This window comes from Variovorax sp. LjRoot175 (assembly GCF_964253805.1).
In the GTDB taxonomy this organism is placed as follows: Bacteria; Pseudomonadota; Gammaproteobacteria; order Burkholderiales; family Burkholderiaceae_C; genus Variovorax.
In genome coordinates, this window is the sequence record NZ_CAXURY020000001.1 from 3,388,354 (window position 1) to 3,414,747 (window position 26,394).

The window sequence follows — 26,394 nt, forward strand, 5'->3', positions numbered from 1 at the left end:
CTTACCGCCCGGACAAACAAACGACAACAAGTGACCAACTTGAATTATAGTCACACGCTTCTTTCTGCTTTTCCTGTCCGTCGTCCTGGAGCAATCCCATGTCCCAACGTACTCTTGCCTTGCCCCTGCTGTTCAGCCTTCTTGCAGGCTGCGCTGTCGGGCCTGACTATGTCCGGCCTGCCCCGACCTTGCCGGACCGATTTATCGGCGAGGCAGCCCTCGACCGGCGATCCGCCACCGCCAACGCCGAGCTGGTGGCGTGGTGGACCGGCTTCGGCGATGCGCAACTGGCCCGCTATGTCGAACACGCGCTGAAACAGAATCTTGATCTTGCGCAGGCATCCGCCCGCATGGCACAGGCACGGGCCGGACTCGGTGCAGCGAACGCTGCGTTGCTGCCCTCGGGCAATCTCGGCGGACAAGCCGCCAGGGCCTACCAGTCGGTGGAGACGCCGCTGGGCCAGGTCCTGAACTCGCAGCCAGGTTTCGATCGCTACGGCAACGCTTACGAAGCGAACCTCGGTGCAAGCTGGGAGCTGGACATCTTCGGCGGGCTGCGCCGGGGACGCGAGGCTGCTCTGGCCGACTACCAGGCATCGGAGGCTGGTGCGGCCGCCACGCGCCTGGCCGTGGCCGCGCAAACCGCCGACATCTACATCGCCCTGCGCGGCCTGCAAACCCGCCTCGACATTGCACGCCGGCAAGTCGGCACGCAGCAGGACCTGCTGTCGAAGATCGGCCTGCTCTACGGCAAGGGGCTGGCCACCGAGCTCCAGCTGCACCAGGCCGAGGGCACGCTGGCGCAGGTTCGTGCGTCCGTGCCGGCGCTCGAGGCGGGCGAGGCTGCGGCCATGAACGCGCTCGACGTGATGCTGGGCGCGGCGCCGGGCGCGCACCGCGCCGAACTGGCGACGGCCGTGGCCATTCCCGCCGCCCCGCGCATCAGCGCCGCCGGTTCGCCCGCCGAATTGCTGCGGCGTCGGCCCGACCTGATCGCCGCCGAGCGGCGCCTTGCGGCATCGAACGCCCGCATTGGCGTGGCTGTGGCCGAGTACTACCCGAAGCTGTCGCTTGGAGGAACGATCGGTAGCGCCACGTCGGTGGCCAGCGGCAACTTGTTCACGGGGGGCGCGAACCAGGCCGCGGCGCTGCTCGGCCTGCGCTGGCGGCTGTTCGACTTCGGGCGCATCGATGCGCAGATCGAACTGGCCAAGGGGCAGGACGCGGAGTTGCTCGCGGCCTACCGGCTTGCCGCGCTACGCGCGACTGAAGACGTGGAGAACGCGTTCTCCGCCCTGGTCAAGCGTGAAGAACAAGCCGCCCTGCTCGCGCAGGGAGAGGCCTCTCTCGGCCGTGCACGAGGGGCATCGTTTGCGGCTTATCAGCGAGGTGTCGTCAGCCTGATCGAAGTCCTGCAGGCCGACGAGAGCATGCTGCGCGTGGCCGATGCAAGAGCGCAAGCGCAAACGGAATCGGCGCGCGCGGCGGTCAGTGCATTCAAGGCACTGGGCGGCGGCTGGCAGGCCGAGGCCGTCAGAGCGGCGGCAATCGGGTCGCATTGAGATTCCGGATACGACCCAGCGCAGTTCTTCCCACCACGCGATCTATCGACTTCCCACTTCACGCGGGCGAAAGTCCACACCGTCAATGCGGCGCCGGCAATGGTGCGGCCAGCCACGACCAGGAAGGCAGACTCAAGACTGAGCCTCCCAGCGAACACGAGGGCCACCGCGGACAGCGCGCATACGCAACGGAAGCCACCCACAGCGAGCGGCCAGCCGACACGCCGCGCCCCCTGCCCCACGAAATAAAGCGACTACGCGATGGCAGTGAAGCCAAACGCCGCTCCCATCACCCTCAGGTAATGGCCGCCAACGGCCGATACGTTTTGACGTCATTCATTCCGCTGCTGACATGCTTATCAAGCATTCCCCTATGAGCGCATGCAATGCGCTGACATTTCGGCTCCCAATCAATTGATGCACTTTGGCCTGGGCCACGCTCCAGTGAGGCATGCCCTCGGCACACTTGCTACGGCCTGCAGTGGTGATGCGCACGCTGCGAGTGCGTCCGTCAACGCCCGGTCCAAGATCCACCCAACCTGTCGAGATGAGAGGCTTGAGAGTGCGTGTCAGCGTTGATGGAGAGAGCGACATTGTCTCGGCCAAGTCACAGGGGCGCACGGGCCCATGTGCCAGGACCTCCATCAACAGCCGGTACTGCGTAATTCTGAGGCCGACCTTGCTTAGTTCCGCGTCATAGTGCTGCCTGACCAGGCGAGCGAGCTGATGCGCCTTGGTGTCGGTGCAGGATGACCGCTGGAGCCTAGCGGCAGCAACCGCGCGTGCCTGCGGTGCAGAGAACGTTTGCATCAGCGCACGTGCAGGAGTGACGCGCCGGGGCAACATCAGCTTCGGCTGTCAGGATACCTTGGAGGGCTTCGCGGGAAGCTGGTCCAGTGCATGAGTCTGGTCGATGAAGCGGCGGCTGGAGGCTAGGATTTCCTTGCGGGTGCGCTCCGATTCAACCGCGCGAGACAGTACCAGTGCGCCCACGCACTGGGCAATCAGCGCCCATGCCGCATCCGGGTCGCCGATGCGCGAGCTCCAGCTCTTCTGCAAGCGCTTCAGCCCCTCCTCGACGGCCGCACGCACTTCGGGCCCCGCCCTTGCGATTTCCGGTCCCAGTGCCGGCAAGACGCACCCGGTTTCCGGGTGCAGGGCGTGATACGAACTCAGGTAGCTGCGCAACCGCTTCGCGACGTGGTCGGGCGGCGAGTCCCGGTCCCCGGCCAGCATCTCGGCGCTGTTCGAGATTTCGTGTTCGACGAGTTCGGCAAACAGCGCTTCCTTGGACGCGAAATGGCCGTAGAAAGCGCCGCCGGTCAGGCCGATTCCCGCCATCAGGTCATCGATTCCAGTGGTCTCGAAACCGCCCTTTTTGGCAATGGCACGGGCATTCGCGAGCAGCTTCTTGCGAGTTTCCTCTTTGTGGGTTGACGGATAGCGCATGCATGCACCTCGGCAGTTCGTAGAACCCGATCATAGCATTTCGACCGTTTGTTAAACGGATTCATTTTCATAAACAAAGTCTGGCGATACCCGAGGGTTTCCCCCTGCTGAGAACCCCAGCCGCCATGTTGACGCTGCCCTCGTTGCAAACCTATAGTTCACCATCGTTTAACAAACGATCGTTATTTAAAGCCAAGCGGATGATCCGATGACCCAACTGAACCAGCTGATCGTGCAAGGCATCTCCAGCGGTGCAATCTACGGACTCGTCGCACTCGGCCTCGTCCTCAGCTACAAAGCGACCGAGGTCCTCAACTTCGCGCAAGGCGACGTGGTGATGCTCTCCGCCTTCCTCGGTTGGGGTCTCGTCGTCGCGGCGGGCCTGCCGTTCTGGCTCAGCTTCGTCGCCGTGCTGTGCATCTCGGCCGCGCTTTGCTTCCTGCTGGAGGCGAAGATCATGCGCAGGATCGTCGGGCGCCCCCAGTTCTCGGGCGTCATGCTCACCATCGGGATCGGCTTTATGATCCGCGGCGGCGTCAGCATGTTCTTCGGGCCGCAGTCGCGCAGCTATCCCACGCCGTGGACAGGGCAATCCATGCAGATCGGCGGCAGCGTGGTGGCCGAGCTCAACCTGGTGATCGTCGGCGCCGCAATGGGCGTCACGGCGCTCCTCTATTACTTTCTGCGCCGCACCACGCTCGGCATTGCGATCCACGCGACTTCGCAGAACCAGCTGGCCGCATATCTCTGCGGGGTGCGCGTGAAGCGCCTGAATTCGCTGGTCTGGGCGATCTCCGGCGCGATCGCCGCGCTGTGCGGGCTGCTGCTCGCTCCCATCACGCTGGTCGACCTGGGCTTGTGGTTCGTCATGCTCAAGGCACTGGCGGCCTTGGTTCTCGGCGGCTTCGGCAGCGCGCCGGGCGCCATCATCGGCGGCCTCCTCATCGGCCTCATCGAACAGTTCGCCGGCGTCTACCTGCCCGACGGCGTCAAGGACGTGGCGCCTTACCTGGTGCTCATCGCGGTTCTCATCCTGTATCCGCGCGGGATCCTGGGCGAAAGCCACGGCCGGAGGGTCTGACACCATGGCACGCTACGAAACGGGATTCGACGAGGGGCGGCGGCTGCTGCGCGGCAAGCCCGAGCGGTTTGCGTACGGCCTGCTCGTGTTGGGCCTGGTCGCCGCACCATGGGTGCTGCCGGCCTATCACATCGGCGAGGCGACGTTTATCCTCATCATGTGCGTGGCCAGCCTCGGCCTCATGATGCTCACAGGCTTCACCGGGCAGGTTTCGCTCGGCCAGTCCGCGTTCATCGGCATCGGCGCGTACATCCACACCATCCTGCTGACCCAGGGTGTGCCGTTGCCCCTGTCGCTCCTCCTGACCACCGCGGGCGCGGCGCTTGGCGGCTTGCTCGTCGGCATGCCGGCCATTCGCGTGTCGGGGCTGCACCTGGCCATGGTCACCATGGCGTTTGCCATCGTGTCCGAGCATGTCCTCGGCAGGTGGAAGAGCGTCACCGGGGGCCACAGCGGGATGGCGGTGCCGGACCCGACCCTTTTCGGGCTCAGCCTCGGCGGTCCGCGCGCCTTCTACTTCCTTTGCCTGGTGGTGCTGGCGGTGGTCTTGCTCCTGCTGGTCAACCTGATGCGGTCCGCCACCGGTCGCGCCTTCATCGGCATCCGCGACTCCGAGGCTGCGGCGCAGGGCCTGGGCATCGACGTCGCCCGCACCAAGGTGCTTGCCTTCAGCCTTTCGGCGGCGTGCTCGGGACTCGCCGGTGCATTGCTCGCGCACCAGATGCAACACATCACGCCAGAAGCGTTCGGCCTGGCGCTGTCGCTGCAGCTCGTGTTGATGGTGTTCATCGGCGGATTGGGCAGCCTGCGGGGGGCCATCCTCGGCGCGATCCTGATCGGCCTCTTGCCCTCGTTCATCTCCTCGCTGAAGGAGGCGCTGCCCGCCAGGCTGGGCGCGCAGTTCGGGCTGGAGCTTTTCGTCTACGGCGCCGTGCTGACCTTCTTCGTCCTGCTCGAGCCGGGCGGCCTCAACGCCCGCTGGGTTCGCATCCGCAAGGTCCTGGGCGAATTCCCGTGGGTGCGCAAGAGCCGCGTTCACCAGACCAAGGTCTACATGAAATCGGAGCGCTACCGATGAGCGCCGCATTCTTCGAGGTCGAGCGATTGAGCCTGTCCTTCGGCGGCGTCAAGGCCGTGCGCGACGTGAGCTTCTCGGTGCGCCCGGGAGAGATCCTCGCAGTGATCGGTCCGAACGGCGCGGGCAAGACATCGCTGCTGAACCTCATCACGCGCGTATTCGACGCTAGCAGCGGCAGGATCCGCTTCAACGGGAACGATATCGCGCGTCTGGCACGGCACGACGTGGTCCGGCAAGGCATCGCGCGCACCTTCCAGAACATCGAGCTGTTCGAGGGCGCGACGGTGCTGGAGAACCTGCTGCTCGGCCGCCATCGTGCGAACCACGGCAGCTTCTTTTCGCAGATGTTCAACCTGCCGTCCGTGCAGCGCGCAGAAGCCCTCTCGCGCGAACGCGTCGAAGACGTCGTGCGGCTGCTCGATCTCGCCGCGTTCCGGCATCGGCCGGTGGCGGAACTGCCCTACGGCGTGCGCAAGGTCGTCGAGCTCGGTCGCGCCCTTGCAGCGGAGCCTCGATTGCTGCTGCTCGACGAGCCGGCGTCCGGGTTGAACCCAGAGGAGACGCGAAGGCTCGCTTACTGGCTGGAAGACATTCAGGCCGAACTGGGCGTCACGGTGGTCATGGTGGAGCACGACATGTCGCTGGTCGCAGCGGTCGCCAATCGGGTGGTGGTGATGGACCAGGGACAGGTCCTGACCGATGGCACGCCTGCGCAGGTGCAAGCCGACCCGCGTGTGATCGCGGCCTACCTGGGGACTTGAATGAGCACACTGCTGTCCGTCCGCAATCTCGAGACATGGTATGGCCCGGTGCGTGCGCTGCACGGCGTGAGCCTCGAAGTGCATGCCGCGCAGATCGTCACCGTCCTGGGCGCCAACGGCGCCGGCAAGACGACGCTGCTCAACACCATTGCCGGCGTGCTCGCGCCTTCCAACGGAACCGTCGAGTTCGAGGGCCGGCCCATCGACGGCAAGGATGCCGATGAAGTCGCTCGCGGCGGCGTGGTGCTGGTGCCCGAAGGCCGCCAGATATTCCCGTTCCTCACCATTGCGGAAAACCTGCGCATGGGTGCGTTCGCAAGACGGGATGCGGAGATCGCGCGCGACATGGAGCAGATGTACGACTGGTTTCCGCGCCTGCGCGAGCGCCAGCGCCAGCATGCGGGCCTGCTTTCCGGTGGCGAGCAGCAGATGCTGGCGATCAGCCGCGCGCTGATGGGACGGCCGCGCCTGCTCCTGCTCGACGAGCCTTCGCTGGGCCTCTCGCCGCTGTTCACCAAGGACATCTTCGCCATCATCAAGCGCATACGCGAGAAGACCCGGACCGCCGTGCTGGTGGTCGAGCAGAACGCGGCAATCGCGCTGGCCACGGCCGACCACGGCTATGTCGTCGAACTGGGGCGCGTGGCTGCAGCTGGCAGTTGCGAGGCCCTCTCCCAGCGCGAAGACATCAAGGAGTTTTACCTGGGTGGCGCATCGCACCACCTGCCGCAAGGTGTCGCTGGCGGGATCCGGCCGGCGCGGCGACGCCCTTCCTGGAACTGAGAAAAGGACTGTCATGACACTCAATCGCCGAACCCTCCTGAAGACAAGCCTTGCAGCCGCGGCGCCGGGCGCCCTGTGGACCACATCCGCGCGCGCAGCGGGTGTCGGCGACAAGGAACTGGTCCTGGGCACCCATCTCGACCTTTCCGGACCGGTGGCAATCGGCATGCCCGTGATCCGCAACGGCATCCAGATGCGCATCGACGAGGCCAACGAGGCCGGCGGCATCAACGGCCGCAAGCTCCGGCTGGTCATCGAGGACAACGCAAGTCAGCCGTCGCAAGCGGTGCGGGCCGTGGACAAACTGATCCGCAAGGACGAGGTCTTCGCCCTGCTCTGCCCCTTCGGCTCCGGGCCGAACGTTGCCACGGTCAAAAAGGCGGTGGATGCCGGTGTGATCTGTTTCGCGCCGTATGCAGCTTCAGGCCTCGTGCGCCAGGCGGCCGGCCAGACGCCTCTGCTTTTCACGACCAACCTGAACTACGACAGCACGACTTCGTCCGCTGTGAAGTGGGCCACCGGCAACCTGGGCAGCAAGAAGGTCGGTTTCATCTACCAGGAAGGCCCCTTCGGCGACCTGGTTGGCAAGGGTGTGAAGGCGGCGCTTGCAGCCAAGGGCATGCCGCTCGCCGCCGAGGCCAGCTACAAGGTCGGCGATCTCGACTTCTCCTCGCACGTCGCGCGCATGCAGGCCGCGGGTGTGGACCTCATCGTCTGCGCAACCACCACGCGCGAAACCATCGCCGTGGCGGCCGAAGTGAAGAAGCTCGGCTTGACCGGCGTCAACGTGCTGACCGCCAGCCCGGGCCGCGCCGGCCTCACCGTCGCCCTCGGCAAGGACGCGATGGAAGGCGTGTACGGCGTCGGCACCTGGCGCATCGCGACACCCGACCAGGCCACCTCCGCAGAGAAGTCGTGGGCCGAGGCTTACCGGAAGCGTTTCAAGGCCGAGCCGGACGACGTGGCCGCTGCCTTCTACGACTACACCAGCTGGTTCCTGCAGGAAGTGCGCAATGCGGGCCGCGACTTGACGACCGACAAGCTGGTGAAGGCGCTGCAGGCGTCCAGCTTCAAGGGCGTGGCGTCGTACGACACGCAGCGCTTCGCCAACAACCACATCGACCCGGAATGGACCCGGGTCGAGCAGGTCGTGCAGGGCCGCTGGACGGCGCGGTCCAGCGTGGTCGACCCGGCCAAGAGCGCCCTGTGATCCACGTGTCGGCATCCCTGGCCGCGGACGAGACGCGCATCGCGACCCTGCCCCAGTTGTGGCGGCGCCGATGCGCCGAATGGGGCGATCGCCCCGCGCTGCGGCACAAGGAGCGCGGCATCTGGCAGGGCTTGAACTGGGCCGGCTATTTCAGCGAGGCGCGGGCCATCGGGCTCGCGATGGCCGATGCCGGGCTGCAGGCCGGCGAGGTGGTCTCGGTCCTCTCGGACAATCGGCCCCGGTGGTTCATCGTGGATATGGCGTCGCAGGCCATGGGCTACGTGTCCCACGGCATGTACCCTTGCAGCACGGCCGCGCAAGTCGGGCATGCGCTCGTCGAAGCCGGGTCGCGGGTGGTCTTCGTCGAGAACGCCGACCAGCTGGTGAAGGTGCTAGCGGTACGCGACACCTGTCCCGATCTGCGCCACATCGTGGTCCTCGATACACGCGGGCTCTCGCGCTTCACGGACCCCCAAGTCAGTTCCTACGACGAATGGCTTGCGCGCGGCGCGCAAGCCGCGGCCAGAGAACCGGCGCTGTTCGACAACCGCATCGACGCCGGCACCGGGGAACAGATTGCATTCCTCGCGGCCACGGCGGGCAGCACCGGCCCGGCGCGGCTGGTGGCGCGGCGACAGCACGACTTCCTGCGGGAAGTGCGCGCCATGAGTCATTGGCTGCAGCTGCGTCCGGGCGATCGGGCACTGTCGATCATGTCGCTGGCGCACTACGGCGAACGCATGCTGGCCCAGAAGGCCATGCTCATGCACGAAACCTTGCTCCACTTGCCGGAGAACGGGTCCACGGTGTTCAACGACATGGGCGAGGTCGAGCCGCACCTCCTGTTCGCAGCCCCGCGCTTCTTCGAGAAGCTGCAAGGAACGACCGAGCTGTTCATGCAGGAAGCCGTGCCTGTTGCCCGGACCGCATACGCCTCGTGCCTCGCGGCGCGCCGGCCCGGCTGGCTGCAGCGCAGGACGCGGGAGCGCATACGGTCCGCCCTGGGTTTGCGGAACGTGCGGGTCGCCCTGGCGAGCGGAGCCTCCAGTCCCGCGCATGTCGCCGACTGGTTCGACGCCATCGGCGTTCCCATGCTCGACTGCTACGGCATGGCCGAGGCCGGCTTCTGCAGGATAGTTCCTGCCGGCCGCTCGATGGAGACTGCATCCGCGCCATTCGAGACAGGCACCCAGCTGAAGCTGGCGCCCGATGGAGAAGTGCTGGTGCGCGGTACGATCCCGCGCCCGGGCTACTGGGTACGCGGAACGCTGAGCGCGGCCGCGACCTTTGCGAACGGCTGGCTGCGCACCGGCGACCTCGGGCGTGTCGACGAACACGGCCGCGTTCACCTGCTCGGCCGCGTGCGCGCGCGGGCCATCGGAACACGGGGCGAAACCATCAGCCCGGAGATAGCGGAAGACGCATTCCGGCTCAGTGCCTACATCGCCGATGCGATCGTCGTGCCGGCGGAAGGCGGGCATTCGGCGGCGCTGCTCTCCCTCGACGAGGACCGGATCAGGAAGTATGCGCAGCAGCAGCGGCTGCCCTTCACCGACTACGCCAGCCTGCTCGGCCTGCCGGAAATCACCGCACTCATCGCGGCGCAAGTGGAGATCGCGAACGGCCGCCTGCCCGAGAACCATCGCGTGCGCACCATTCGCGTCATCCCGCGTTCGCTGCATCAAGGCGATGAAGAACTCACACCCGCGCTGCGCCTGAACCGCGGGGTGGTGGCGAGCCGCTACGCCAACCTTTTTACCGAACCACTTGGAGTCTGAACCATGAGAGAAGCCGTCATCGTTTCCACTGCACGCACCGGCATCGGCCGCGCATTCCGCGGCGCGTTGAACAACATCAAGTCGCCCACCCTGATGGGCCACGCGATTCATCACGCCGTCCAGCGGGCGGGCATCAATCCCGGAGAAGTGGAGGATGTCGCCATCGGCAGCGCGATGGCCGCCGGCACCGCGGGCATGAACATCGGGCGTCTCGCGGCGCTTGCGGCGGGATTGCCGCAGTCGGTGCCGGGACAGACCATGGACCGGCAATGCGCCTCCGGACTGATGGCCATCGCGACGGCGGCCAAGCAGATCATCGTCGACGGCATGGACGTGACCGTGGGCGGGGGCCAGGAGAACATTTCCGCAGTCCAAAACCCGTTCGTCAAGTGGGTGGGTGAAGATGCCGACCCCCAGCTCGTTGCGCGCGTGCAGCACGCCTACATCCCGATGCTGAACACGGCCGAGATCGTGGCGAAGAAGTACGGCATCTCGCGCGAGGCGCAGGATGCGTATTCGGCCGAAGCGCAACGCCGCACTGCCCTGGCGCAGGAGCGCCACCTGTTCGATGACGAGATCGTGCCGATCACGGCGAGCATGGCCGTGGCCGACAAGCAGACGGGCGCGATCAGCTACCGTGACGTCACCCTCGACCGCGACGAGGGCAACCGTCCCGATACCACGCTCGAGGGCCTTTCCCAGCTCAAGCCAGTCATCGAAGGCGGCGTCATCACCGCGGGCAATTCCAGCCAGCTGTCGGATGGCGCATCGGCCTGCGTGCTGGTGGAGCGGGCGGTCGCCGAGCGTCGCGGGCTCAAGGCGCTGGGCACGTACCGCGGCATCGCGGTCGCCGGCCTCGCGCCCGAGGAAATGGGCATCGGCCCGGTCCTGGCGGTGCCCAAGCTGCTGAAGACCCACGGGCTCAAGGTGAGCGACATCGGCCTGTGGGAATTGAACGAGGCCTTCGCCTGCCAGGTGCTGTACTCGCGCGACCGCCTGGGCATCGATCCCGAAAAGCTGAACGTCAACGGCGGCGGCATCACGATCGGACACCCCTACGGCATGACCGGCTCGCGGCTGGTGGGGCATGCGCTCATCGAGGGCAAGCGGCGCGGCGCGCGCTTCGTCGTCGTGACGATGTGCATCGGCGGCGGAATGGGCGCCGCGGGCCTGTTCGAAGTGGCTTGAGTCAAGGAACATCACCATGACCTACCAGAGCCCAATGCGCGACATCCAGTTCGTATTGCACGAGCTGCTTCAGGTACCGGCCATGCTGCAGGCTTGCGGCCAGCCGGAGCTCGACGCCGAGACAATCGACCAGGTGCTCGCCGCAGCCGGCCAGTTCGCATCCGAGGTGATTGCGCCGCTCAACGCGCCGGGAGACGAGCACGGTTGCAGCATGCCTTCGGCCGGCGTTGTGCAGACGCCGCCGGGCTTCAAGAAAGCCTACGACGAGTTCACGAAGAACGGCTGGGCCGGACTGGCGTGCAGCCCCGAGTTCGGGGGCCAGGGCTTTCCTTCGGTCGTGGCCAACGCGGTCTATGAAGTCTTCGGCGGCGCGAACATGGCGTGGTCGTCCTATCCCGGCATGTCGCACGCGACGTACGTGAACGTGGCGGCCAATGGATCGGAGGAACAGAAGGCACTCTATCTGCCGAAGATCGCGTCGGGCGAGTGGGCCGGAACGATGTGCCTGACGGAGCCAAACGCGGGCACAGACCTGGGCCTGATGCGAACCCGCGCCGTGGCGCAGGCCGACGGCAGCTACAGCATCACGGGCAGCAAGATCTTCATCTCGGGCGGCGAGCAGGACCTGACCGACAACATCATGCACCTGGTGCTCGCGCGCATGCCGGACGCGCCGTCGGGCGTGAAGGGCATTTCTCTTTTCATCGTTCCGAAATTCATCCCCGATGCAAGCGGCGCGGCCGGAGCACGTAATGCGGTGGTCTGCGGCTCCATCGAGCACAAGCTGGGCATCCACGGCAACTCGACCTGCACCATCAATTTCGACGGTGCGACCGGCTGGCTGCTGGGCGCACCCAACAAGGGTCTGGCGGGCATGTTCGTGCAGATGAACCACATGCGCGTGCTCGTCGGCATGATCGCCATCGGCCTGATGGAAGCAGCCTATCAGAAGGCCTTGGCCTATGCGAAGGAGCGCCTGCAGGGCCGCGCCAGCGGTGCGAGATCGTCCGGCGAAGTCGCCGACCCGATCATCGGGCATGCCGACGTGCGCCGCATGCTGCTCACGCAGAAGGCGAACATCGAGGGCGCGCGCGCGCTGGCGCTGTGGACCTCGCAACTGAGCGATGTGCAGCGCCTTCATCCCGACCCCGCCAAACGCAACGAGACGGCCGAACTGCTCGGACTGCTGACCCCGCTCGTGAAGGCGCTGTCCAGTGACCTCGCCGTGGAATCCACGCTGCTGGCCATGCAGGTGTTCGGCGGGCACGGCTACATACGCGAGAACGGTGTCGAGCAGCATCTGCGAGATGTGCGCATCGTCGGGCTCTACGAGGGCACGAACGGCGTGCAGGCCATGGACTTGCTCGGGCGCAAAGTGCTGGGGGACGGAGGCCGGCAAATGGCCACCTTCCTGGACATGGCCGCCGCATTCACCGAAACCTGCGGCCCGCGCGAGGTGATGCGCGAGTTCGCGGAGCCGCTGGCGGCATTGGTCGCTGAAGTGAGGCAACTCACCAGCGAGCTCGTAGCCACGTCCGCGACTGACCCTGACGCGGCCGGGGCCGCCGCAGTGCCTTATCTGCGCCTGGTGGGGCATGTGGCCCTCGCATGGACCTGGGCACGCATGGCGGAAGTTGCGGCGAAGCAGTCCGAATCGACCGATCCTATCTACGCGTCGAAGATGGCCACTGCCCGCTTCTACTACCAGCGGCTGTTGCCGCAGACGGCGGCACTCTGCGGCGAAATCCGAGTGGGATCGTCCGCATTGATGGCGCCGACGCTCGACCTTTTCTAGTGGCGGCGCTACAGCATCGCTGCCATGACGCTGAATGCCGCAAGCCTCAAGACCGTTGCGCCCGGCGCCGCCATGCTGGGTTTTTCGGCGCTGGCAGCACAGCTGCGATGCGATGGGGTCGCCCTGTCCGACCTCTTCGCAGGCACGGGGCTGGAGCCCGACGACATCGACAACGCATACGCCCCGATGTCGCCGGCCCAACGGATGGCGGTCTTTGCCAATGCACAAAGGCTGTCGTCCGAGTCCGACCTGGCCCTGCGTGCCGGGGCACGCCAGCGCATCGGCGACTTCGGCATCTACGGCTTCGCAATGGCCAGCAGCGCCACGTTCCGGGACGGACTTGAATTTGGAATCGCGCACGTGCAGCCTGCCATGCCGTTCCTGCAGCCCACGCTGCGCGTTCAGGGCGACGTGGCTATCCTGGCTTGTGCGCCCGCCGAGCGTTTTGGCGCCATCCTTCCATTCGTCGCGGAGTTCTGGCGCAGCTCGCTCAACTCCCTGTTTCAGCGCGTGCTCGAGGTGCCGTTGCCCGCCCTGCGCCTCGTCTGCAATTACCGAGCGCCACCGCACTGGCGGTCCTACGCGCAGGTCTTCGGTTGCATGGTCGAGTTCGACGCCGATGTACTCGAATGGCATTTCGATGCCGCGATCCTGGATGCGGCCTGCCCGGGTGCCAATTCCATCACCCACGAACTGTGCAGGCGGCTGTGTGTCGCCGCCGCGTACGGCGGCTACCAGGCCGGCGGTTGGGCGGGGCGGGTGCGTGGCGCCTGCCTTGACGATGCCCGCTGCATGGTGTCGGTTGCGCGGCTGGCCGAGCGGCTGGGTATGTCGGTGCGCACACTGCACCGGCGTCTGGCGGACCAGGGCGTGACATTCAAGAGTGTGGTCGATCAGACGCGCAAAGAGCTGGCGATCGGCTATCTCAGCAATTCGAAGCTTCCTGTCGTCGACATCGCCGAGCGGGTGGGCTTTACTGAAGCGACCAACTTCCGCAAGGCCTTCAGGCGCTGGACCGGAAAAGTGCCGAGCGACTACCGGACCGGGGCCGCCTGAGCGCCTCGCCAGACCACGACCGTGCAGCCCGGGGACACGGCCGCATGGCACAAACGAACCCCCCTCTGGCGCTACCAGACCTCGTCGGCCAGCGACGCCCGCCACAGAATTTGGCGACACAAGGCACACCGTCATGCTCGCATGGGCGCCTTGTCAACACCAAGGAGTGAGCAATGGATTTGGGGATCAGAGGAAAGCGCGCGATTGTCTGCGGCGCGAGCAAGGGGCTGGGCAAAGGCTGCGCCCTGGCGCTCGCGAGCGAAGGCGTGGAGCTGCTCATCACCGCGCGCGGCGTGGACGCTCTGGAGAGCACGGCGCACGAAATCCGCAGCAGCACCGGCGCGACGGTAAAGACCGTGGCTGCCGACATCGCAACGCCCGAGGGCCGCCAAGCTGTGCTTGCGGCGCTGTCGGCGCCCGACATTCTGGTCAACAACGCGGGCGGCCCCCCACCGGGCGACTTCAGGGAATGGGACCGCGACGCGTGGATCGCCGCCCTGGACGCCAACATGCTGGCGCCGATCGAACTGATCCGCGCCACGGTGGACGGCATGATCGGCCGCAAGTTCGGGCGCATCGTCAACATCACCTCGAGCGCCGTCAAGTCACCCATTGATTTTCTCGGGCTCAGCAACGGCGCGCGCCTGGGGCTGACCGGCTTTGTCGCCGGACTGTCACGGCAGATCGTGAAGCACAACGTGACGATCAACGCCCTGCTGCCCGGCTTCCACGCGACCGACCGCATCCTCATGGGCTTCGCCGTGCTGGGCAAGCGCAGCGGCAAGACGCCGGACGAAGCACGTGACGCCATGCTGCAGCAGGTGCCGGCCGGGCGCTTTGGCACGATCGAGGAATTCGGCCAGGCCTGCGCTTTCCTGTGCGGTGCCAACGCCGGTTTCATGACCGGGCAGAACCTGCTGCTCGACGGCGGCGCCTTCACGGGCACGTTGGGCTGAACGTGGTGGTTGCCATGCATCCTCTCCTCACCATCGAGTCCGTCGACGTGCGTGCCGTGCTGGTGCCACTCAAGCGCACTCCGGTGCTCAAGAGCATGTCCCCGCCGGCCTGGACCATCATCCTGATCGACCTGCACATGCAGGGAGGCGTGGTGGGACGCAGCTACCTGCAGCCCTACCTGCCCAACAGCGTGCGCTACATCGCCCCCCTCATCCGCGACTTGGTCGAACGCTTCAAGGGCAAGCCCGCCAACCCGGTCGACCTGTTCCGCCAAGCGCGCCAAAGCCTCTGGCCCATCGGGCTGGAAGGCGTCACGCTGGCTGCGATCGCCGGCCTCGATATGGCGTTGTGGGACGCGCTATCGAAGGCGGCGCAGTTGCCGCTGGCCCGCTACTTGGGCGGCAGCGTGGGCCCGGTCAAAGCGTACAACAGCAACGGCCTGTGGCTGATCGATCCTTCGGAGGTGGCGCGCGAGACGGAGGAGCTCATCGCGCAAGGGGACTTCACCGCCTTGAAGATTCGGCTGGGACGCGACAGCCTGGCGCAGGATCTCGCGGCCATCGCGGCCGCCCGGCGCGCCGGCGCCGCATCGCTGCAACTCATGGCCGATTTCAGCCAGGCCCACACCATGGACGAAGCCATTGCGCGCTGCCGCGCGCTGGACGGCGAAGGGCTCTACTGGATGGAGGAGCCGATCGCATGCGACAACCTCTCGGGATTGGCGCAGTTGCGCCGCCGGCTGGCGACGCCAATCCAGGTCGGCGAGAACTTCTGGGGTCCGCGCGCGCTGCAGATCGCACTCGAACTGGACGCCACGGACTTCGTCATGCCCGACCTGATGCGCATCGGCGGCGTAACCGGCTGGATGCGCGCCGCCGGGATCGCGGCGGCCAAGGGGGTTCCAGTGTCCACCCACCTATACCCCGAGTTCTCGGCTCACCTGATGCGGGTGACGGAAACCGCGCACTGGCTGGAGTGGTGCGATTGGGCCGATTTGATCCTGGCAGAGCCCTTCGAGGTCCGCAACGGCGAAGTCCATATCCCCGAGCGGCCCGGCAGCGGAGTCGAATGGAACGAGAGCGCAATTGCCAAGTATGCCTACCGCTTCTGAACGGTGATGGCGGCGAGGTTGAGGAAATGGCGAAAGGACATTGAGAAATCGCGCTCCTTCGGGGGACGCGGAAGTGGCGTGTGGCAGAGCTACTGCAACGCGACCTGGGGACCGAAAAGAACGGAGACAATTTTCATGCACAGCATCAAACGATCGATCTTGCTGGGGGCGTTCGTCGCCGCCGCAGCCATCAGCTCGAATTCATGGGCGCAGGCTTATCCGACCAAACCGGTAACGATCCGGGTGGCCTTTCCTGCGGGCGGGACTGCCGACGTCTTCATCCGGCAAATCCTGCCCAGGATGCAGGCCGAGTTGGGCCAGCCATTGATGGTCGAGAACCTGTCCGGCGCCGGCGGAGCGATCGGTGCAGTCAATGTCCTCAAGGCACCGGCCGACGGCTATGTCGTGGCAGGGCACACCAACGACGTTATCCTGACCCCGCTGGCAATGGCATCGGCCCAGTACAGACCCAACCAGTTCCGGATGGCGGCGGCACTGGGATTGAGCGACATGCTGCTGGTGGCGCGGCCTTCGATGACGGCCCATACCCTGGCCGAGCTGGTGGACTACAGCAAGACGTTGCCAAACGGCCTGTCGCTGGCCCATCAGGGCCCGGGGTCGAGCTCGCAGCTCGCAGGCGACGACATGAAAGCGGCCAGCGGCCTCAAGGCGGCAGGCATACCGTACAAGGGAATGGCGCCGCTCGTCCAGGATTTGCTCGGTGGCCATGTGGACATCGGGTTCATCCCACTGGGCATGGCCACCGTGGCGATGGTTCAGCAAAAGAAGCTGATCGCTATCGGCATTGCCGCGGCCAAGCGCAACCCCATGCTGCCCGATGTGCCCACGCTATCCGAAGCCCACCCCGAGCGGCCAGTCCTCCACCGGCAATGGATCGGCCTGCTGGTGCCGCGAGCCACGCCGGATGCCATCGTGCAACGCCTGAACAAGGCGGTGACCGAAGCTGTGCTGAGCCCCGAATTTCAGAAGTTCGCCAGCGAAGGCGGGGTCATCACCTTGGCAATGTCCGCCAAGGAATCCGACGATTTCTACAACGCCGAGATTCTGAAATATGGCGATCTCGCGCGGCAGACCAATCTGCAGCCGCAGTAGCGCGCCCCATTCGGCCCATCAAAAAAGCAATGCGATGAAAAAAATCCTGTTGGCCGCGGCGGTCGCCGCTTCGTTTTTTCTTCCCGCCGCGTACGCACAAAACGCGAGCGGCAAGCCCCTCACTATTCGAGTAGCCTGGCCTGCCGGTGGCGCAGTGGACGTGACTTTCCGGCAGATACAGCCGGCCTTGCAGGACGGCTTGGGGCAGACCGTCGTCGTCGAAAACCTGCCGGGCCTGGGCGGCGCGCTGGGCGCGATGAACGTGGCTTCGGCGGCGCCCGACAACGCTGTGGTCCTGGGCACGAGCGGACCCGACCTGATCCTGGCACCGTTGAGCATCGCTACGGCGAAATACTCGCCGGAGTCGTTCAAGCTGGTCGCGCCCCTGGGCACGACGGACTTCATTTTGCTGAGCGCGTCCAAGCATTCGTTCAAGAACGTCGATGAACTCGTGGCCTACGTGCGCAAGCCCGGCAACCAGGAACTCTCCATCGGCAACATCGGTTACGGCTCCTCATCCCACATTGCGGCTGCCGACTTCGAGGCGCGTATCGGCGCAAAGCTGATGGCGGTGCCCTACAAAGGCACTGCCTCGATGGTGCCCGACCTGGTGGGCGGCCAGATTGACCTGGCGTTCCTTCCCCTCGCCGGTCCTGTGGTCGGATTGCTGAAGTCCGGCAAGGTGAAGGCGATCGGCATTGCGAGCGAACAGCGCAACCCCGACCTGCCCGACGTTCCCACCTTGAGCGAGGGCAGTTCCCTCAAGTCGTTCAGCCACTCAGTCTGGAGCGGCCTGTTTGTCCCGACGCGGGTTCCGGATGCCGAAGTGGCGCGCCTGAACCGTGCCAGCGCCGAGGCGCTGGGAAAGCCTGAATTCCTGCGCTTCGTGCGCGAAAACAGCTCGCGGGTCTTGGGGCCCCTGGACACGGTACAGGCGGCCAACTTCTTCAGGGACGAGGCCGCCAAGATGCGCGCCGTGGCCAAGTCGATCAACTTGCAAGCGCAGTAAACAGAGGGACATCTCCATGCAAATTCTGGTGTTGGGAGCCGGTGCGACCGGCGGCTATTACGGGGCCCGCCTGCAACAGGCCGGCGCGCAAGTGCGTTTCCTGGTGCGCGAGCGGCGTCGTGCTCAACTGCGCGAGCATGGGCTGGTCGCGCGCAGCGCCTTGAGCGACATGAGCCTGCCCGTTGCGACGCTCAGCCGCGGCGAACTGGCGGAGGCTGCGGCGCAGGCAGATGTCGTGCTCTTGACCTGCAAGGCTTTCGAACTCGACGAGGCAATGGACACGATCGCCCCCGCAGTGGCAGCGGGCGCGCTGGTGCTGCCGGTCATCAACGGCATGGAAGCCTACAAGCGGCTGGACCAGCGCTTCGGCCGCGAAAAGGTGCTCGGCGGCATTGCTTACATCGCCACCATGCTGATGCCCGACGGCGCGATCCAGCACTTTGGGCCTAACGACGTGTTTGTCCTCGGCGCGCGTGCTGCGTCGCAAGAGCCCGTTGCACAGCGCTTTCACGAACTGATCGCACGCACGCCCGGCATGCGCAGGCTGTCTGCCGACATCGAGCAGGAGTTGTGGGAGAAGTGGGTGATGCTCGCGTCCGGGGCCACGGCGACCAGCCTGATGCGCGCGAGTGTCAGCGAGATACTGCGCGCCGCGGGCGGGGAGGCATTGATCCGACAGTCGATCGAGGAAGTGACGCGCGTCGCGACCCTGTCCGGCCACCCGCCGGGCCCGGCGTCGGTCGGCATGGTCGAGCGCGTCCTGCTGGACCCGGCCTCGCCCTGGGCTGCGTCGATGGCGCGCGACATGATGGCGGGCACACCCCGCCTGGAGTCACAGGCCATCCTGGGGGACCTGATTGCGCAAGCCAAGCTCGTCGGCACAGCGGTGCCTCTGCTGCAGACCGCTTACTGCAATCTGCAGGTCTACGAGGCCCAGCGCACGGCAGCTTCCGCACGATGAGCCCGACGCCCGACATCATCGATCTCGCCCGACCCCCGGTCGAAGCCGGCGCGCTGCGATCGCTCGCCAGCCTGGACGAGCGCTTCAATCTGGCGCAGGGCTCGGCATTCCTGACCGGCGCGCAGGCGTTGATCGCCGTGCTGCTGCTGCTGCGCGAACGTGACCGGCGCGCGGGCATGTCCACGGGCGGCTATATCAGCGGCTATCGCGGTTCACCGCTGGGCACCTTCGACCAGGCACTGTGGGCGGCGGCGCGGCGCCTGAAGGAGGCGGGCATTGTTTTCGATCCGGGCGTCAACGAAGATCTGGCCGCCACAGCGGTGTGGGGTACGCAGCAGCTGGACGCGCTGGGTCCCGCCAACGTCGATGGTGTGTTCGCCATGTGGTACGGCAAGGGGCCCGGCGTCGATCGCTCGGGAGACCCCTTCAAGCACGCCAATTACACCGGCACGCATCCGCGCGGCGGCGTGTTGGCGGTGTTCGGCGACGATCACCCCGGCAAGTCATCAACGGTCGCGCATCAAAGCGAGCAGGCGATGGCCGCCAACTCGATCCCGGTGCTGTATCCATCCAACGTCGAGGACATCGTGCGGTTCGGTTTGCTGGGCTTCGCGCTATCGCGCTACGCCGGCTGCTGGGCCAGCCTCAAGGTGGTCAACGAGACCATCGAGCAGACGGCCACGGTTGACATCGACCCGCAGGCGCAGCACATCGCCCTGCCCGACCCGGCCGATCTGTTGCCGCCCGAGGGCGTGCATTATCGTGGGGCGTTCGCGCCGGCGCGCGACGAAACCATCCTGATGCATCACCGGTTGCCGCTGGTGCTGCGGTTTGCGCGCGCCAACCGCATCGACCAATGCACGATGGGCGACGAGAGCGCGCGGTTCGGGCTGGTTTCAGCCGGCAAGGCCTACCAAGACACGCGCCAGGCGCTGTCCTATCTGGGCATCGACGACGCGCGGGCTCGCACGCTGGGCTTGGCGCTGTACAAGGTCGGCATGGTGTGGCCGCTGGAGCCGCTCGGGCTCAAGGAATTTGCTGCCGGCAAGGCCGAGCTGTTCTTCATCGAGGAAAAGGCCGCCTTCGTCGAGCGGCAGGCCGCCGTCGTGCTGTACAACGAGGCCGCGCGCCCGCGCATCGTCGGCAAATACAACGAGCACGGCACTGCGCTGGTGGCCCTCGAGAAGCAACTCGAACCACTGGACCTCGCGCTGGTGATCGCCGCCCGGCTTCGCGCGGCGGGCCTGGCCGATGAAGCGCTGGAGGCACGCGTGGCGCTGCTGGCCCCTCGCCGCAGCGGCGTCATCGCATTGGCCGCGGCCCAGGACAGCCGCCCTCCCTATTTCTGCTCGGGCTGCCCGCACAACACATCCACCAACGTGCCCGAAGGCAGCTTCGCATTGGCGGGCATCGGCTGTCACAGCATGGCGATGTTCTACAAGGCGCGCACCCTGCTGTCCACGCAGATGGGCGGCGAAGGCATGAACTGGAGCGGACTGCACCATTTCACCAAGACACGCCATGTGTTCCAGAACCTCGGGGATGGCACCTACTACCACTCCGGCCTGCTGGCGCTGCGCGGCGCGGTCGCCAGCAAAGCCAACATCACCTACAAGATCCTCTACAACGACGCCGTGGCCATGACCGGAGGCCAGCCCGTGGATGGGCCTATTTCGGTCAGCCGGGTGGCCCGCCAAGTGCTGGGCGAGGGCGTGAAGCAGGTGGTGCTGGTGTCGGACAATCCGGATCTGCACCGGTCCGATGCCGCCATGCCCAAAGAGGTGACGATACGTCACCGCAACGATCTCGATGCGGTGCAGCGCGAACTGCGCGAAGTGGCGGGCTGCACCGTACTCATCTACGAACAGACCTGTGCCGCGGAGAAGCGCCGCCGGCGTAAGCGCAAGGTCATGGTCGATCCGCCCAAGCGGCTGTTCATCAATCAGGCCGTGTGCGAGGGCTGCGGGGACTGCTCGGCGCAATCCGGGTGCATCAGCATCGAACCCGTGGAAACCGCCCTGGGCCGCAAGCGCGCCATCAACCAGTCCTCGTGCAACAAGGACTATCGCTGCGCGGAGGGCTTTTGCCCGTCATTCGTCACGGTCAGCTCGGGCAGCCTGCGCCGGCCTGCGCAGGGCGACATACCCGAGGCGCTGCTGCAGAACATACCCGTACCGCCGGTGCGGCCCGTTGCCGATGGCTTTTCCGTCATGGTGGCCGGCATCGGCGGCACCGGCGTGATCACGGTCAGCGCGGTACTGGCCATGGCGGCGCACCTGGAACACAAGGCCGCCTCGGTCTACGACATGACCGGCGTGGCTCAGAAGAACGGGACGGTCTTCAGCCACTTGCGCGTCGCGGCGGCGCCCTCGGGCATCGCCAGCCAGCGCATCGGGTTGCGCGAAGCCGACCTGATGCTGGCCTTCGACATGCTCGCCGGTCTGGCGGACGAGGCGTCACGCACGCTGGACATGGAACGCAGCCGTTTCCTCGGCAACGACCGCGTGCCGCCGAGCGCGGTTTTCACCAGGAACCCGGACCATCGCGTCGAGGTGTCCATGCTCCAGCGCAAAGTCGCGAGCGTCGTGCGCCCCGAGCATGTGGACTATGTCGACGCGACCGGACTGGCCACCGCGCTGTGTGGCGATGCGGTGGCGGCCAATACGTTCCTGCTGGGTGTGGCCGCGCAGAAGGGGTGGCTGCCGGTGGGTGTGGCTGCCATCGAGCGGGCCCTGGAGCTCAATGGCGTGCAGGTCGAGTCCAATCGTCGCGCGCTGCGCCTCGGCCGCCTCTGGGTCACGAACCGCGCCGCGGTCGAGGCGGCCTCGGCCGGTATTTCGCCGCCCGCGCCGAAGCTGCCGCAAGGGCTGCAGGAAGTGCTGGCGCACCGCACCGAACTGCTCACGTGCTACCAGAACGCCGACTACGCGCGGCGCTACCGCGCACTGGTCGAAAAAATCGCGCAAGCCGAGGCCGCGGTGGCACCCGGCAGCCAGCGGCTGTCGCTGGCCGTCGCCGAAAACCTCGCCAAGCTGATGGCCTATAAGGACGAGTACGAGGTGGCGCGCCTGCACGCGGCGCCGGAGTTCCAGGCCGCGCTCGCCGCACAATTCGAGGGTCCGCAGCGCCTGCGCTTCAACCTGGCCCCGCCCCTGCTGTCGCGCCGCGACCCGCTGACCGGGCAATTGAAGAAAAGCGAATACGGCCCCTGGATCCTGCCTGCGATGCGCGTGCTGGCTCGACTTCGATTTGTGCGCGGCACGCCATTCGACCTGTTCGGCTACACCGCCGAGCGCCGTGCCGAACGCGAGCTGATCGCCAACTACGAGGTGCTGTTGCAGCGCCTGGAAAGCGAACTGCGCGCACACAACCTGGAGATCGCAATCCAGTTGGCCCAACTGCCGCAGCGCATCCGCGGCTATGGCCACGTGAAGGAGCGCAGCATGGCTGAAGCGGAGATCGCCCGGCAGGCGCTGCTGGCCGAATTCGAGGCCTCCTCTGCGCCACCGGCAACAACGGCGCGGGTGGCCGCCTGAACCAATTCTCGAGATCACCAAATGAAAATCACCTCGTTCCAGGTCCGCTGCGCCATCGTTCCCATGCCCGAGCCCCTGCGCACTGCCTCCGGCACGGTCGGGGTGTCGCCCCTCGTGCTCCTGACCATCAACACGGACGCCGGAGTACAAGGCCATAGCATCCTCTTCAGCTACGGGCTCGCCGCACAGAAGCCGTTGGCCGAGCTGATGCGCAATCTCGAATCGGTCGCCGTCGGCCAGCCCCTGGCGCCCGCCGATCTCTCGAGCAGGCTGCATGGGCACTTCCGGATGCTCGGCACCCACGGCTTGGTCGGGATGGCCCTGGCCGGGATCGACATGGCGGTATGGGACGCTTTTGCTCGCGCTCACGAGCTGCCGCTTTGCGCCTTGCTCGGATCAGCGCCGCGCCCGATCCAGGCCTATGCGGGCGTCAGCTACGAAGGCGTGCAGGGCAGCGCCCATTCCGCCGAGAAGTGGGCGCGCAAAGGCTTCAAGGCGGTCAAGGCGAAGATCGGCTACCCGACCGTCGCGGAAGACTTGGCCGTCGTGCGCGCCATGCGCTCGGCTGTGGGCCCGGACGTGGCCCTCATGGTCGACTATAACCAGTCGCTTCGCACCAGCGAGGCGGCGATACGCCTGCGCGCCCTCGACGGCGAAGGACTGGTCTGGATCGAGGAGCCGATTATTGCCCACGACTACGCCGGGTTGGTGCAGCTGGCAGCGGCCACCGCCACACCGTTGCAGGCTGGCGAAAACTGGTTGGGGACCCTCGATTTCCGTCACGCGTTCGACGCAGGCGTGCGCGGCTTGGCCATGCCCGACGCGATGAGATGCGGCGGCGTCACGGGTTGGCAACAAATTGCCGCACTGGGCCAGCTTTATGGTGTGGCGCTGTCCAACCATTTCTGGCCGGAAGTCAGCGCCCAGTTGCTTTGCGCAACGCCGACCGCGCATTGGCTCGAGTACATGGACTGGTGGAACCCGATCCTGAAGGAGCCGCTCGAAGTGCGCGACGGGATGGCATACACCGGCGATAGGCCGGGGTCGGGGGTCGAGTTCAATGAAGAAGCCGTGCAGCGATACCTGGTGTGAACGCCCCGTCAAGGGGCGGCGGCCTTCGCCCGCACCTACCTGGCAAGGCTGTAGCGTTGCAGGGCATCGGCGACGGCCGGTGCATCACCCTATTTCTTGAACGCACCCAGCATTTTCAGCATCGGGCCGATGCTCGCTGCGGGCCATGACGACTGGCGCCGCGAATTCGCGTCCGGTCAGGGCCCGGGCATAGAAGTAGTTGGTGCGCGCGCGCTCGCTCAACCCGTCGAGGTCCACGCTACCTTGCGCATCGCATGGAAACGCAAGCTCACCGCCATTGAACAGCGAACAGTACCGGGCTTCGTAGGCGGGCTTGACGGGAGTGTTCATGATGTCTAACAAGGAGCCGGCTCGCTCGCCGGAGTGAGCCGGCCGATGTCCGCTGCTAGGCCGCCACAGGCTCCAGGAAACCGGCGAGCCGTTGCACGATCAACTGTTCGGCTTCCTCCATGATGCGATCGATCAGTTCCTGCACCGTGGGAATGTCGTTGATCAGGCCGACCACCATGCCGCAGCTCCAGGCGCCCGCATCCATTTCGCCCTGCAACATCACGCGCGGGTAGACGCCGGCGACCTGGTCGATGATGTCGTCGAACTTGAGATCGGCTCCTTTTTCCTTCTCGATCCTGATCAATTGCTCGACGGATGAATTGGTCAGCACGCGCTCAGTATTGCGCAAGCCGCGCATCACGAGCCGAGTGTCCAGCTCGGTGGCCGTCACGATGGCGTCCTTCACGTTCTGGTGGATCGGCGCTTCCTGCGTGGCCACGAAACGCGTGCCCATGTTCATTCCCTCCGCGCCCAGCGCAAGGGCCGCCACCAGGCTGCGCGCGTCGGCCATTCCGCCGGAGGCGACGAACGGAATCTTCAACTCCTCGGCAGCCCGGGGCAGCAGGATCATGTTCGGCATGTCGTCCTCGCCCGGGTGGCCGCCGCACTCGAAACCGTCCACGCTCACGGCATCGCATCCGATCGCTTCGGCCTTCAGCGCGTGCCGCACAGAGGTGCACTTGTGGATCACCTTGATGCCGGCCTTCTTGAGCGCGGGCATGTAGGCCTCTGGACTACGCCCTGCCGTCTCGACGATGCGAACGCCGCCTTCGGCAATGGCCGCGATGTACTCGGGGTATGGCGGCGAAGACAAGGTCGGCAGGAACGTGAGGTTCACGCCAAAGGGCTGGTCCGTCATCTCGCGGCAGCGGCTGATTTCCTTGGCCAGGAGCTCGGGTGTCCTTTGCGTGAGGCCCGTGATGAGCCCGAGCCCACCGGCATTGGACACAGCCGCGGCCAGTTCGGCGAAGCCGACGTAGTGCATGCCGCCCTGGATGATCGGGTGGCGGATGCCAAAGAGTTCTGTGATGCGTGTTTTCATGTGTCTTTCACCAGGTTTCCATGTAGGGGCGCAGGTCCATCTCGAACGTCCATGCGTCTCGAGGCTGGGTGTGCAGGTACCAGTAGTTCTCCGCGATGTGCTCGGGGTTCAGGATGCCGTCCTGCTCCTTGAGCGCATAGCGTTCGGGGAAGTTGCTGCGGATGAACTCCGTGTCGATCGCGCCGTCGACCACGATATGGGCCACGTGAATGCCCCGCGGGCCGAGTTCGCGCGCCATGCTCTGAGCCAGGGCGCGCAGCGCATGCTTGGCGCCGGCGAAGGCCGCGAAGTTCGCTGAGCCGCGGATGCCGGCCGTCGCGCCGGTGAAAAGGATGGTGCCGCGCCCGCGCTGGACCATCCTGCGGGCAACCTCGCGCGCATTCAGGAATGCGCTGAAGGCGGCCATCTCCCAGATCTTCATGTACTTTCGCCCGGTCTCCTCCAGAATGCTGCTAGGCACGTTGGCACCGATGTTGAACACCATCACCTCGATGGGGCCGCGCTCCTTCTCGATCTGGTCGACGAGGGCGACGACGTCTTCCTCCTTCCGTGCATCGCTGCCGTACCCGAACGCCTGGCCGCCCGCCGCGCGAATGCGCTCGACGGCCGGCTCCAGCTTGTCGGCCGATCGCCGTGTCAGGCAGGCGACGTAGCCCTCGCGGGCAAAGCGCGCGCCGATGGCACTGCCAGTGGCGTCACCGGCGCCGACGACGAGAGCCACACCACGGTGGCTGGCTGATGGGTCCATACAGTCTCCTTTAGAAAACGTCCGTTGAGTCATTGCACGTTAATCAATGAACGATCGTTTGTCAATCAAAGGTAAAGCCCAAGGAAACCCCGTTGACGGAAGACCTGCAATCACATAGCGTTCGTTTATCAAACGTTCGTTAACTCAAAAAGGAGCCCCTCAATGCGCAAGTCAGTCGACTTTTTCTTCGATGTCGGAAGCCCGTCGTCATACCTGGCGTGGACACAGGTGCCGGGCCTGTGCGCCAGCCTTGGCGCCGACCTCGTCTACCGGCCGATGCTGCTCGGCGGCGTCTACCAGGCCACCGGCAATGCCTCGCCGGCCACCATCCCCGTCAAGGGACGCTATACGCAAATGGACTACGAGCGCCACGCGCGCCGATATGGCGTCCCGTTCAGGGGCAATCCGCACTTTCCGGTCATCACGCTGTTCCTCATGCGCGCGGTCACCGGGATCCAGTTGCGCCGCCCCGAGCAGCTGCAGCAGCTGCTGGGCTGCGTGTTCAAGGCGCTCTGGATCGACGCGCTCAACCTGAACGATGCGCAACTCACGGCCCGCATCCTGACCGAAGGCGGATTCGATCCTGCAGAGATCGAGCGCCTGACGCAGGACGCCGAGACCAAGGCCGCGCTGAAGGCGACGACGCAGGAGGCGGTCGAGCGCGGCGTGTTCGGCGCACCCACGCTCTTCGTCGGCGACCAGATGTTCTTCGGCCAGGACCGGATGGACTTCGTTCGCGAAGCACTGTCCTGAC

At 66.0% G+C, this 26,394-nt stretch carries 23 protein-coding genes; 18 read left to right on the forward strand and 5 right to left on the reverse strand.

Annotation, left to right across the window (positions count from 1 at the left end; all coding sequences use genetic code 11):
- Window positions 1–98 precede the first annotated feature (98 nt).
- Window positions 99–1,562 carry an efflux transporter outer membrane subunit gene (locus tag ACSQ89_RS16880; RefSeq protein WP_436296293.1) on the forward strand — a complete coding sequence of 488 codons (1,464 nt, stop codon included), beginning with the start codon at window positions 99–101 and terminating at the stop codon, window positions 1,560–1,562.
- A gap of 336 nt (window positions 1,563–1,898) precedes the next feature.
- Here the strand turns inward: ACSQ89_RS16880 and ACSQ89_RS16885 are convergent, their stop codons facing one another.
- Window positions 1,899–2,408 carry a MarR family winged helix-turn-helix transcriptional regulator gene (locus tag ACSQ89_RS16885; RefSeq protein ID WP_436296294.1) on the reverse strand — a complete coding sequence of 170 codons (510 nt, stop codon included), beginning with the start codon at window positions 2,406–2,408 and terminating at the stop codon, window positions 1,899–1,901.
- Between the two features lie 12 nt (window positions 2,409–2,420).
- Window positions 2,421–3,011: a TetR/AcrR family transcriptional regulator gene (locus tag ACSQ89_RS16890; RefSeq protein WP_436295623.1), complete on the reverse strand. Its 591-nt coding sequence runs from the start codon at window positions 3,009–3,011 to the stop codon at window positions 2,421–2,423.
- A 208-nt stretch (window positions 3,012–3,219) separates the two neighbouring features.
- On the opposite strand from ACSQ89_RS16890, the gene ACSQ89_RS16895 reads away from it, so the two are divergent.
- From ACSQ89_RS16895 to ACSQ89_RS16970, 16 genes are all read left to right on the forward strand, one after another.
- On the forward strand, window positions 3,220–4,092 hold the full coding sequence (locus ACSQ89_RS16895; protein WP_436295622.1) for a branched-chain amino acid ABC transporter permease: 873 nt from the start codon (window positions 3,220–3,222) through the stop codon (window positions 4,090–4,092).
- A 4-nt stretch (window positions 4,093–4,096) separates the two neighbouring features.
- A complete protein-coding gene (locus ACSQ89_RS16900; protein ID WP_436295621.1) occupies window positions 4,097–5,170 on the forward strand; it encodes a branched-chain amino acid ABC transporter permease in 1,074 nt (357 codons plus the stop codon).
- On the forward strand, window positions 5,167–5,931 hold the full coding sequence (locus ACSQ89_RS16905) for an ABC transporter ATP-binding protein (RefSeq protein WP_436296295.1): 765 nt from the start codon (window positions 5,167–5,169) through the stop codon (window positions 5,929–5,931). Before ACSQ89_RS16900 ends, ACSQ89_RS16905 begins: the two co-directional genes overlap by 4 nt.
- Complete coding sequence (locus ACSQ89_RS16910) at window positions 5,932–6,714, forward strand: ABC transporter ATP-binding protein (RefSeq protein WP_436295997.1); 783 nt, start codon at window positions 5,932–5,934, stop codon at window positions 6,712–6,714.
- A 13-nt stretch (window positions 6,715–6,727) separates the two neighbouring features.
- Window positions 6,728–7,924, forward strand: a complete 1,197-nt coding sequence (locus ACSQ89_RS16915) for an ABC transporter substrate-binding protein (RefSeq protein WP_436295998.1) — start codon at window positions 6,728–6,730, stop codon at window positions 7,922–7,924.
- 5 nt (window positions 7,925–7,929) lie between these two features.
- Complete coding sequence (locus ACSQ89_RS16920) at window positions 7,930–9,702, forward strand: AMP-dependent synthetase/ligase (protein ID WP_436296296.1); 1,773 nt, start codon at window positions 7,930–7,932, stop codon at window positions 9,700–9,702.
- 3 nt (window positions 9,703–9,705) lie between these two features.
- Window positions 9,706–10,890: an acetyl-CoA C-acyltransferase gene (locus ACSQ89_RS16925; RefSeq protein ID WP_436292843.1), complete on the forward strand. Its 1,185-nt coding sequence runs from the start codon at window positions 9,706–9,708 to the stop codon at window positions 10,888–10,890.
- A 16-nt stretch (window positions 10,891–10,906) separates the two neighbouring features.
- Window positions 10,907–12,685, forward strand: a complete 1,779-nt coding sequence (locus tag ACSQ89_RS16930; RefSeq protein WP_436292842.1) for an acyl-CoA dehydrogenase C-terminal domain-containing protein — start codon at window positions 10,907–10,909, stop codon at window positions 12,683–12,685.
- 24 nt (window positions 12,686–12,709) lie between these two features.
- Window positions 12,710–13,741: an AraC family transcriptional regulator gene (locus ACSQ89_RS16935; protein ID WP_436292841.1), complete on the forward strand. Its 1,032-nt coding sequence runs from the start codon at window positions 12,710–12,712 to the stop codon at window positions 13,739–13,741.
- A gap of 173 nt (window positions 13,742–13,914) precedes the next feature.
- The gene (locus ACSQ89_RS16940; protein ID WP_436292840.1) at window positions 13,915–14,697 is read left to right on the forward strand and encodes an SDR family oxidoreductase; all 783 of its coding nucleotides are present in this window, start codon (window positions 13,915–13,917) and stop codon (window positions 14,695–14,697) included.
- A gap of 14 nt (window positions 14,698–14,711) precedes the next feature.
- Window positions 14,712–15,809: an enolase C-terminal domain-like protein gene (locus ACSQ89_RS16945; protein WP_436296297.1), complete on the forward strand. Its 1,098-nt coding sequence runs from the start codon at window positions 14,712–14,714 to the stop codon at window positions 15,807–15,809.
- Window positions 15,810–15,944: 135 nt separating this feature from the next.
- Entirely contained in the window at window positions 15,945–16,922 is a 978-nt protein-coding gene (locus ACSQ89_RS16950; protein WP_436292838.1) for a Bug family tripartite tricarboxylate transporter substrate binding protein, read from the forward strand.
- Between the two features lie 34 nt (window positions 16,923–16,956).
- Complete coding sequence (locus ACSQ89_RS16955) at window positions 16,957–17,931, forward strand: Bug family tripartite tricarboxylate transporter substrate binding protein (protein ID WP_436292837.1); 975 nt, start codon at window positions 16,957–16,959, stop codon at window positions 17,929–17,931.
- A 16-nt stretch (window positions 17,932–17,947) separates the two neighbouring features.
- Window positions 17,948–18,892, forward strand: coding sequence for a 2-dehydropantoate 2-reductase (locus ACSQ89_RS16960; RefSeq protein ID WP_436292836.1), 945 nt, complete (start codon window positions 17,948–17,950; stop codon window positions 18,890–18,892).
- The gene (locus tag ACSQ89_RS16965; RefSeq protein WP_436292835.1) at window positions 18,889–22,428 is read left to right on the forward strand and encodes an indolepyruvate ferredoxin oxidoreductase family protein; all 3,540 of its coding nucleotides are present in this window, start codon (window positions 18,889–18,891) and stop codon (window positions 22,426–22,428) included. Before ACSQ89_RS16960 ends, ACSQ89_RS16965 begins: the two co-directional genes overlap by 4 nt.
- A 21-nt stretch (window positions 22,429–22,449) precedes the next feature.
- A complete protein-coding gene (locus tag ACSQ89_RS16970) occupies window positions 22,450–23,520 on the forward strand; it encodes an enolase C-terminal domain-like protein (RefSeq protein WP_436292834.1) in 1,071 nt (356 codons plus the stop codon).
- Between the two features lie 84 nt (window positions 23,521–23,604).
- Here ACSQ89_RS16970 and ACSQ89_RS16975 read toward each other — a convergent pair whose 3' ends face one another.
- From ACSQ89_RS16975 to ACSQ89_RS16985, 3 genes are read right to left on the reverse strand one after another with little or no spacing between them, the layout of a single operon-like run.
- Window positions 23,605–23,850: a hypothetical protein gene (locus ACSQ89_RS16975; protein ID WP_436292833.1), complete on the reverse strand. Its 246-nt coding sequence runs from the start codon at window positions 23,848–23,850 to the stop codon at window positions 23,605–23,607.
- Between the two features lie 55 nt (window positions 23,851–23,905).
- Window positions 23,906–24,892 (reverse strand): NAD(P)H-dependent flavin oxidoreductase, encoded by a 987-nt coding sequence (locus tag ACSQ89_RS16980; RefSeq protein WP_436292832.1) that lies wholly within the window; start codon window positions 24,890–24,892, stop codon window positions 23,906–23,908.
- 7 nt (window positions 24,893–24,899) lie between these two features.
- Window positions 24,900–25,640, reverse strand: coding sequence for an SDR family oxidoreductase (locus ACSQ89_RS16985; RefSeq protein WP_436292831.1), 741 nt, complete (start codon window positions 25,638–25,640; stop codon window positions 24,900–24,902).
- A 162-nt stretch (window positions 25,641–25,802) separates the two neighbouring features.
- On the opposite strand from ACSQ89_RS16985, the gene ACSQ89_RS16990 reads away from it, so the two are divergent.
- On the forward strand, window positions 25,803–26,393 hold the full coding sequence (locus ACSQ89_RS16990; RefSeq protein WP_436292830.1) for a 2-hydroxychromene-2-carboxylate isomerase: 591 nt from the start codon (window positions 25,803–25,805) through the stop codon (window positions 26,391–26,393).
- The last annotated feature ends 1 nt before the right edge of the window (window position 26,394 follow it).

Bases quoted from the DNA above. Each gene is read 5' to 3' on its own strand.
- ACSQ89_RS16930 (WP_436292842.1), top strand. From the start codon at position 10,907: ATGACCTACCAGAGCCCAATGCGCGACATCCAGTTCGTATTGCACGAG.
- ACSQ89_RS16950 (WP_436292838.1), top strand. From the start codon at position 15,945: ATGCACAGCATCAAACGATCGATCTTGCTGGGGGCGTTCGTCGCCGCC.
- ACSQ89_RS16965 (WP_436292835.1), top strand. From the start codon at position 18,889: ATGAGCCCGACGCCCGACATCATCGATCTCGCCCGACCCCCGGTCGAA.
- ACSQ89_RS16985 (WP_436292831.1), bottom strand. From the start codon at position 25,640: ATGGACCCATCAGCCAGCCACCGTGGTGTGGCTCTCGTCGTCGGCGCC.
- ACSQ89_RS16970 (WP_436292834.1), top strand. From the start codon at position 22,450: ATGAAAATCACCTCGTTCCAGGTCCGCTGCGCCATCGTTCCCATGCCC.
- ACSQ89_RS16895 (WP_436295622.1), top strand. From the start codon at position 3,220: ATGACCCAACTGAACCAGCTGATCGTGCAAGGCATCTCCAGCGGTGCA.
- ACSQ89_RS16975 (WP_436292833.1), bottom strand. From the start codon at position 23,850: ATGAACACTCCCGTCAAGCCCGCCTACGAAGCCCGGTACTGTTCGCTG.
- ACSQ89_RS16945 (WP_436296297.1), top strand. From the start codon at position 14,712: ATGCATCCTCTCCTCACCATCGAGTCCGTCGACGTGCGTGCCGTGCTG.
- ACSQ89_RS16915 (WP_436295998.1), top strand. From the start codon at position 6,728: ATGACACTCAATCGCCGAACCCTCCTGAAGACAAGCCTTGCAGCCGCG.
- ACSQ89_RS16960 (WP_436292836.1), top strand. From the start codon at position 17,948: ATGCAAATTCTGGTGTTGGGAGCCGGTGCGACCGGCGGCTATTACGGG.
- ACSQ89_RS16900 (WP_436295621.1), top strand. From the start codon at position 4,097: ATGGCACGCTACGAAACGGGATTCGACGAGGGGCGGCGGCTGCTGCGC.
- ACSQ89_RS16885 (WP_436296294.1), bottom strand. From the start codon at position 2,408: ATGTTGCCCCGGCGCGTCACTCCTGCACGTGCGCTGATGCAAACGTTC.
- ACSQ89_RS16925 (WP_436292843.1), top strand. From the start codon at position 9,706: ATGAGAGAAGCCGTCATCGTTTCCACTGCACGCACCGGCATCGGCCGC.
- ACSQ89_RS16910 (WP_436295997.1), top strand. From the start codon at position 5,932: ATGAGCACACTGCTGTCCGTCCGCAATCTCGAGACATGGTATGGCCCG.
- ACSQ89_RS16980 (WP_436292832.1), bottom strand. From the start codon at position 24,892: ATGAAAACACGCATCACAGAACTCTTTGGCATCCGCCACCCGATCATC.
- ACSQ89_RS16905 (WP_436296295.1), top strand. From the start codon at position 5,167: ATGAGCGCCGCATTCTTCGAGGTCGAGCGATTGAGCCTGTCCTTCGGC.
- ACSQ89_RS16940 (WP_436292840.1), top strand. From the start codon at position 13,915: ATGGATTTGGGGATCAGAGGAAAGCGCGCGATTGTCTGCGGCGCGAGC.
- ACSQ89_RS16990 (WP_436292830.1), top strand. From the start codon at position 25,803: ATGCGCAAGTCAGTCGACTTTTTCTTCGATGTCGGAAGCCCGTCGTCA.
- ACSQ89_RS16880 (WP_436296293.1), top strand. From the start codon at position 99: ATGTCCCAACGTACTCTTGCCTTGCCCCTGCTGTTCAGCCTTCTTGCA.
- ACSQ89_RS16955 (WP_436292837.1), top strand. From the start codon at position 16,957: ATGAAAAAAATCCTGTTGGCCGCGGCGGTCGCCGCTTCGTTTTTTCTT.
- ACSQ89_RS16890 (WP_436295623.1), bottom strand. From the start codon at position 3,011: ATGCGCTATCCGTCAACCCACAAAGAGGAAACTCGCAAGAAGCTGCTC.
- ACSQ89_RS16935 (WP_436292841.1), top strand. From the start codon at position 12,710: ATGACGCTGAATGCCGCAAGCCTCAAGACCGTTGCGCCCGGCGCCGCC.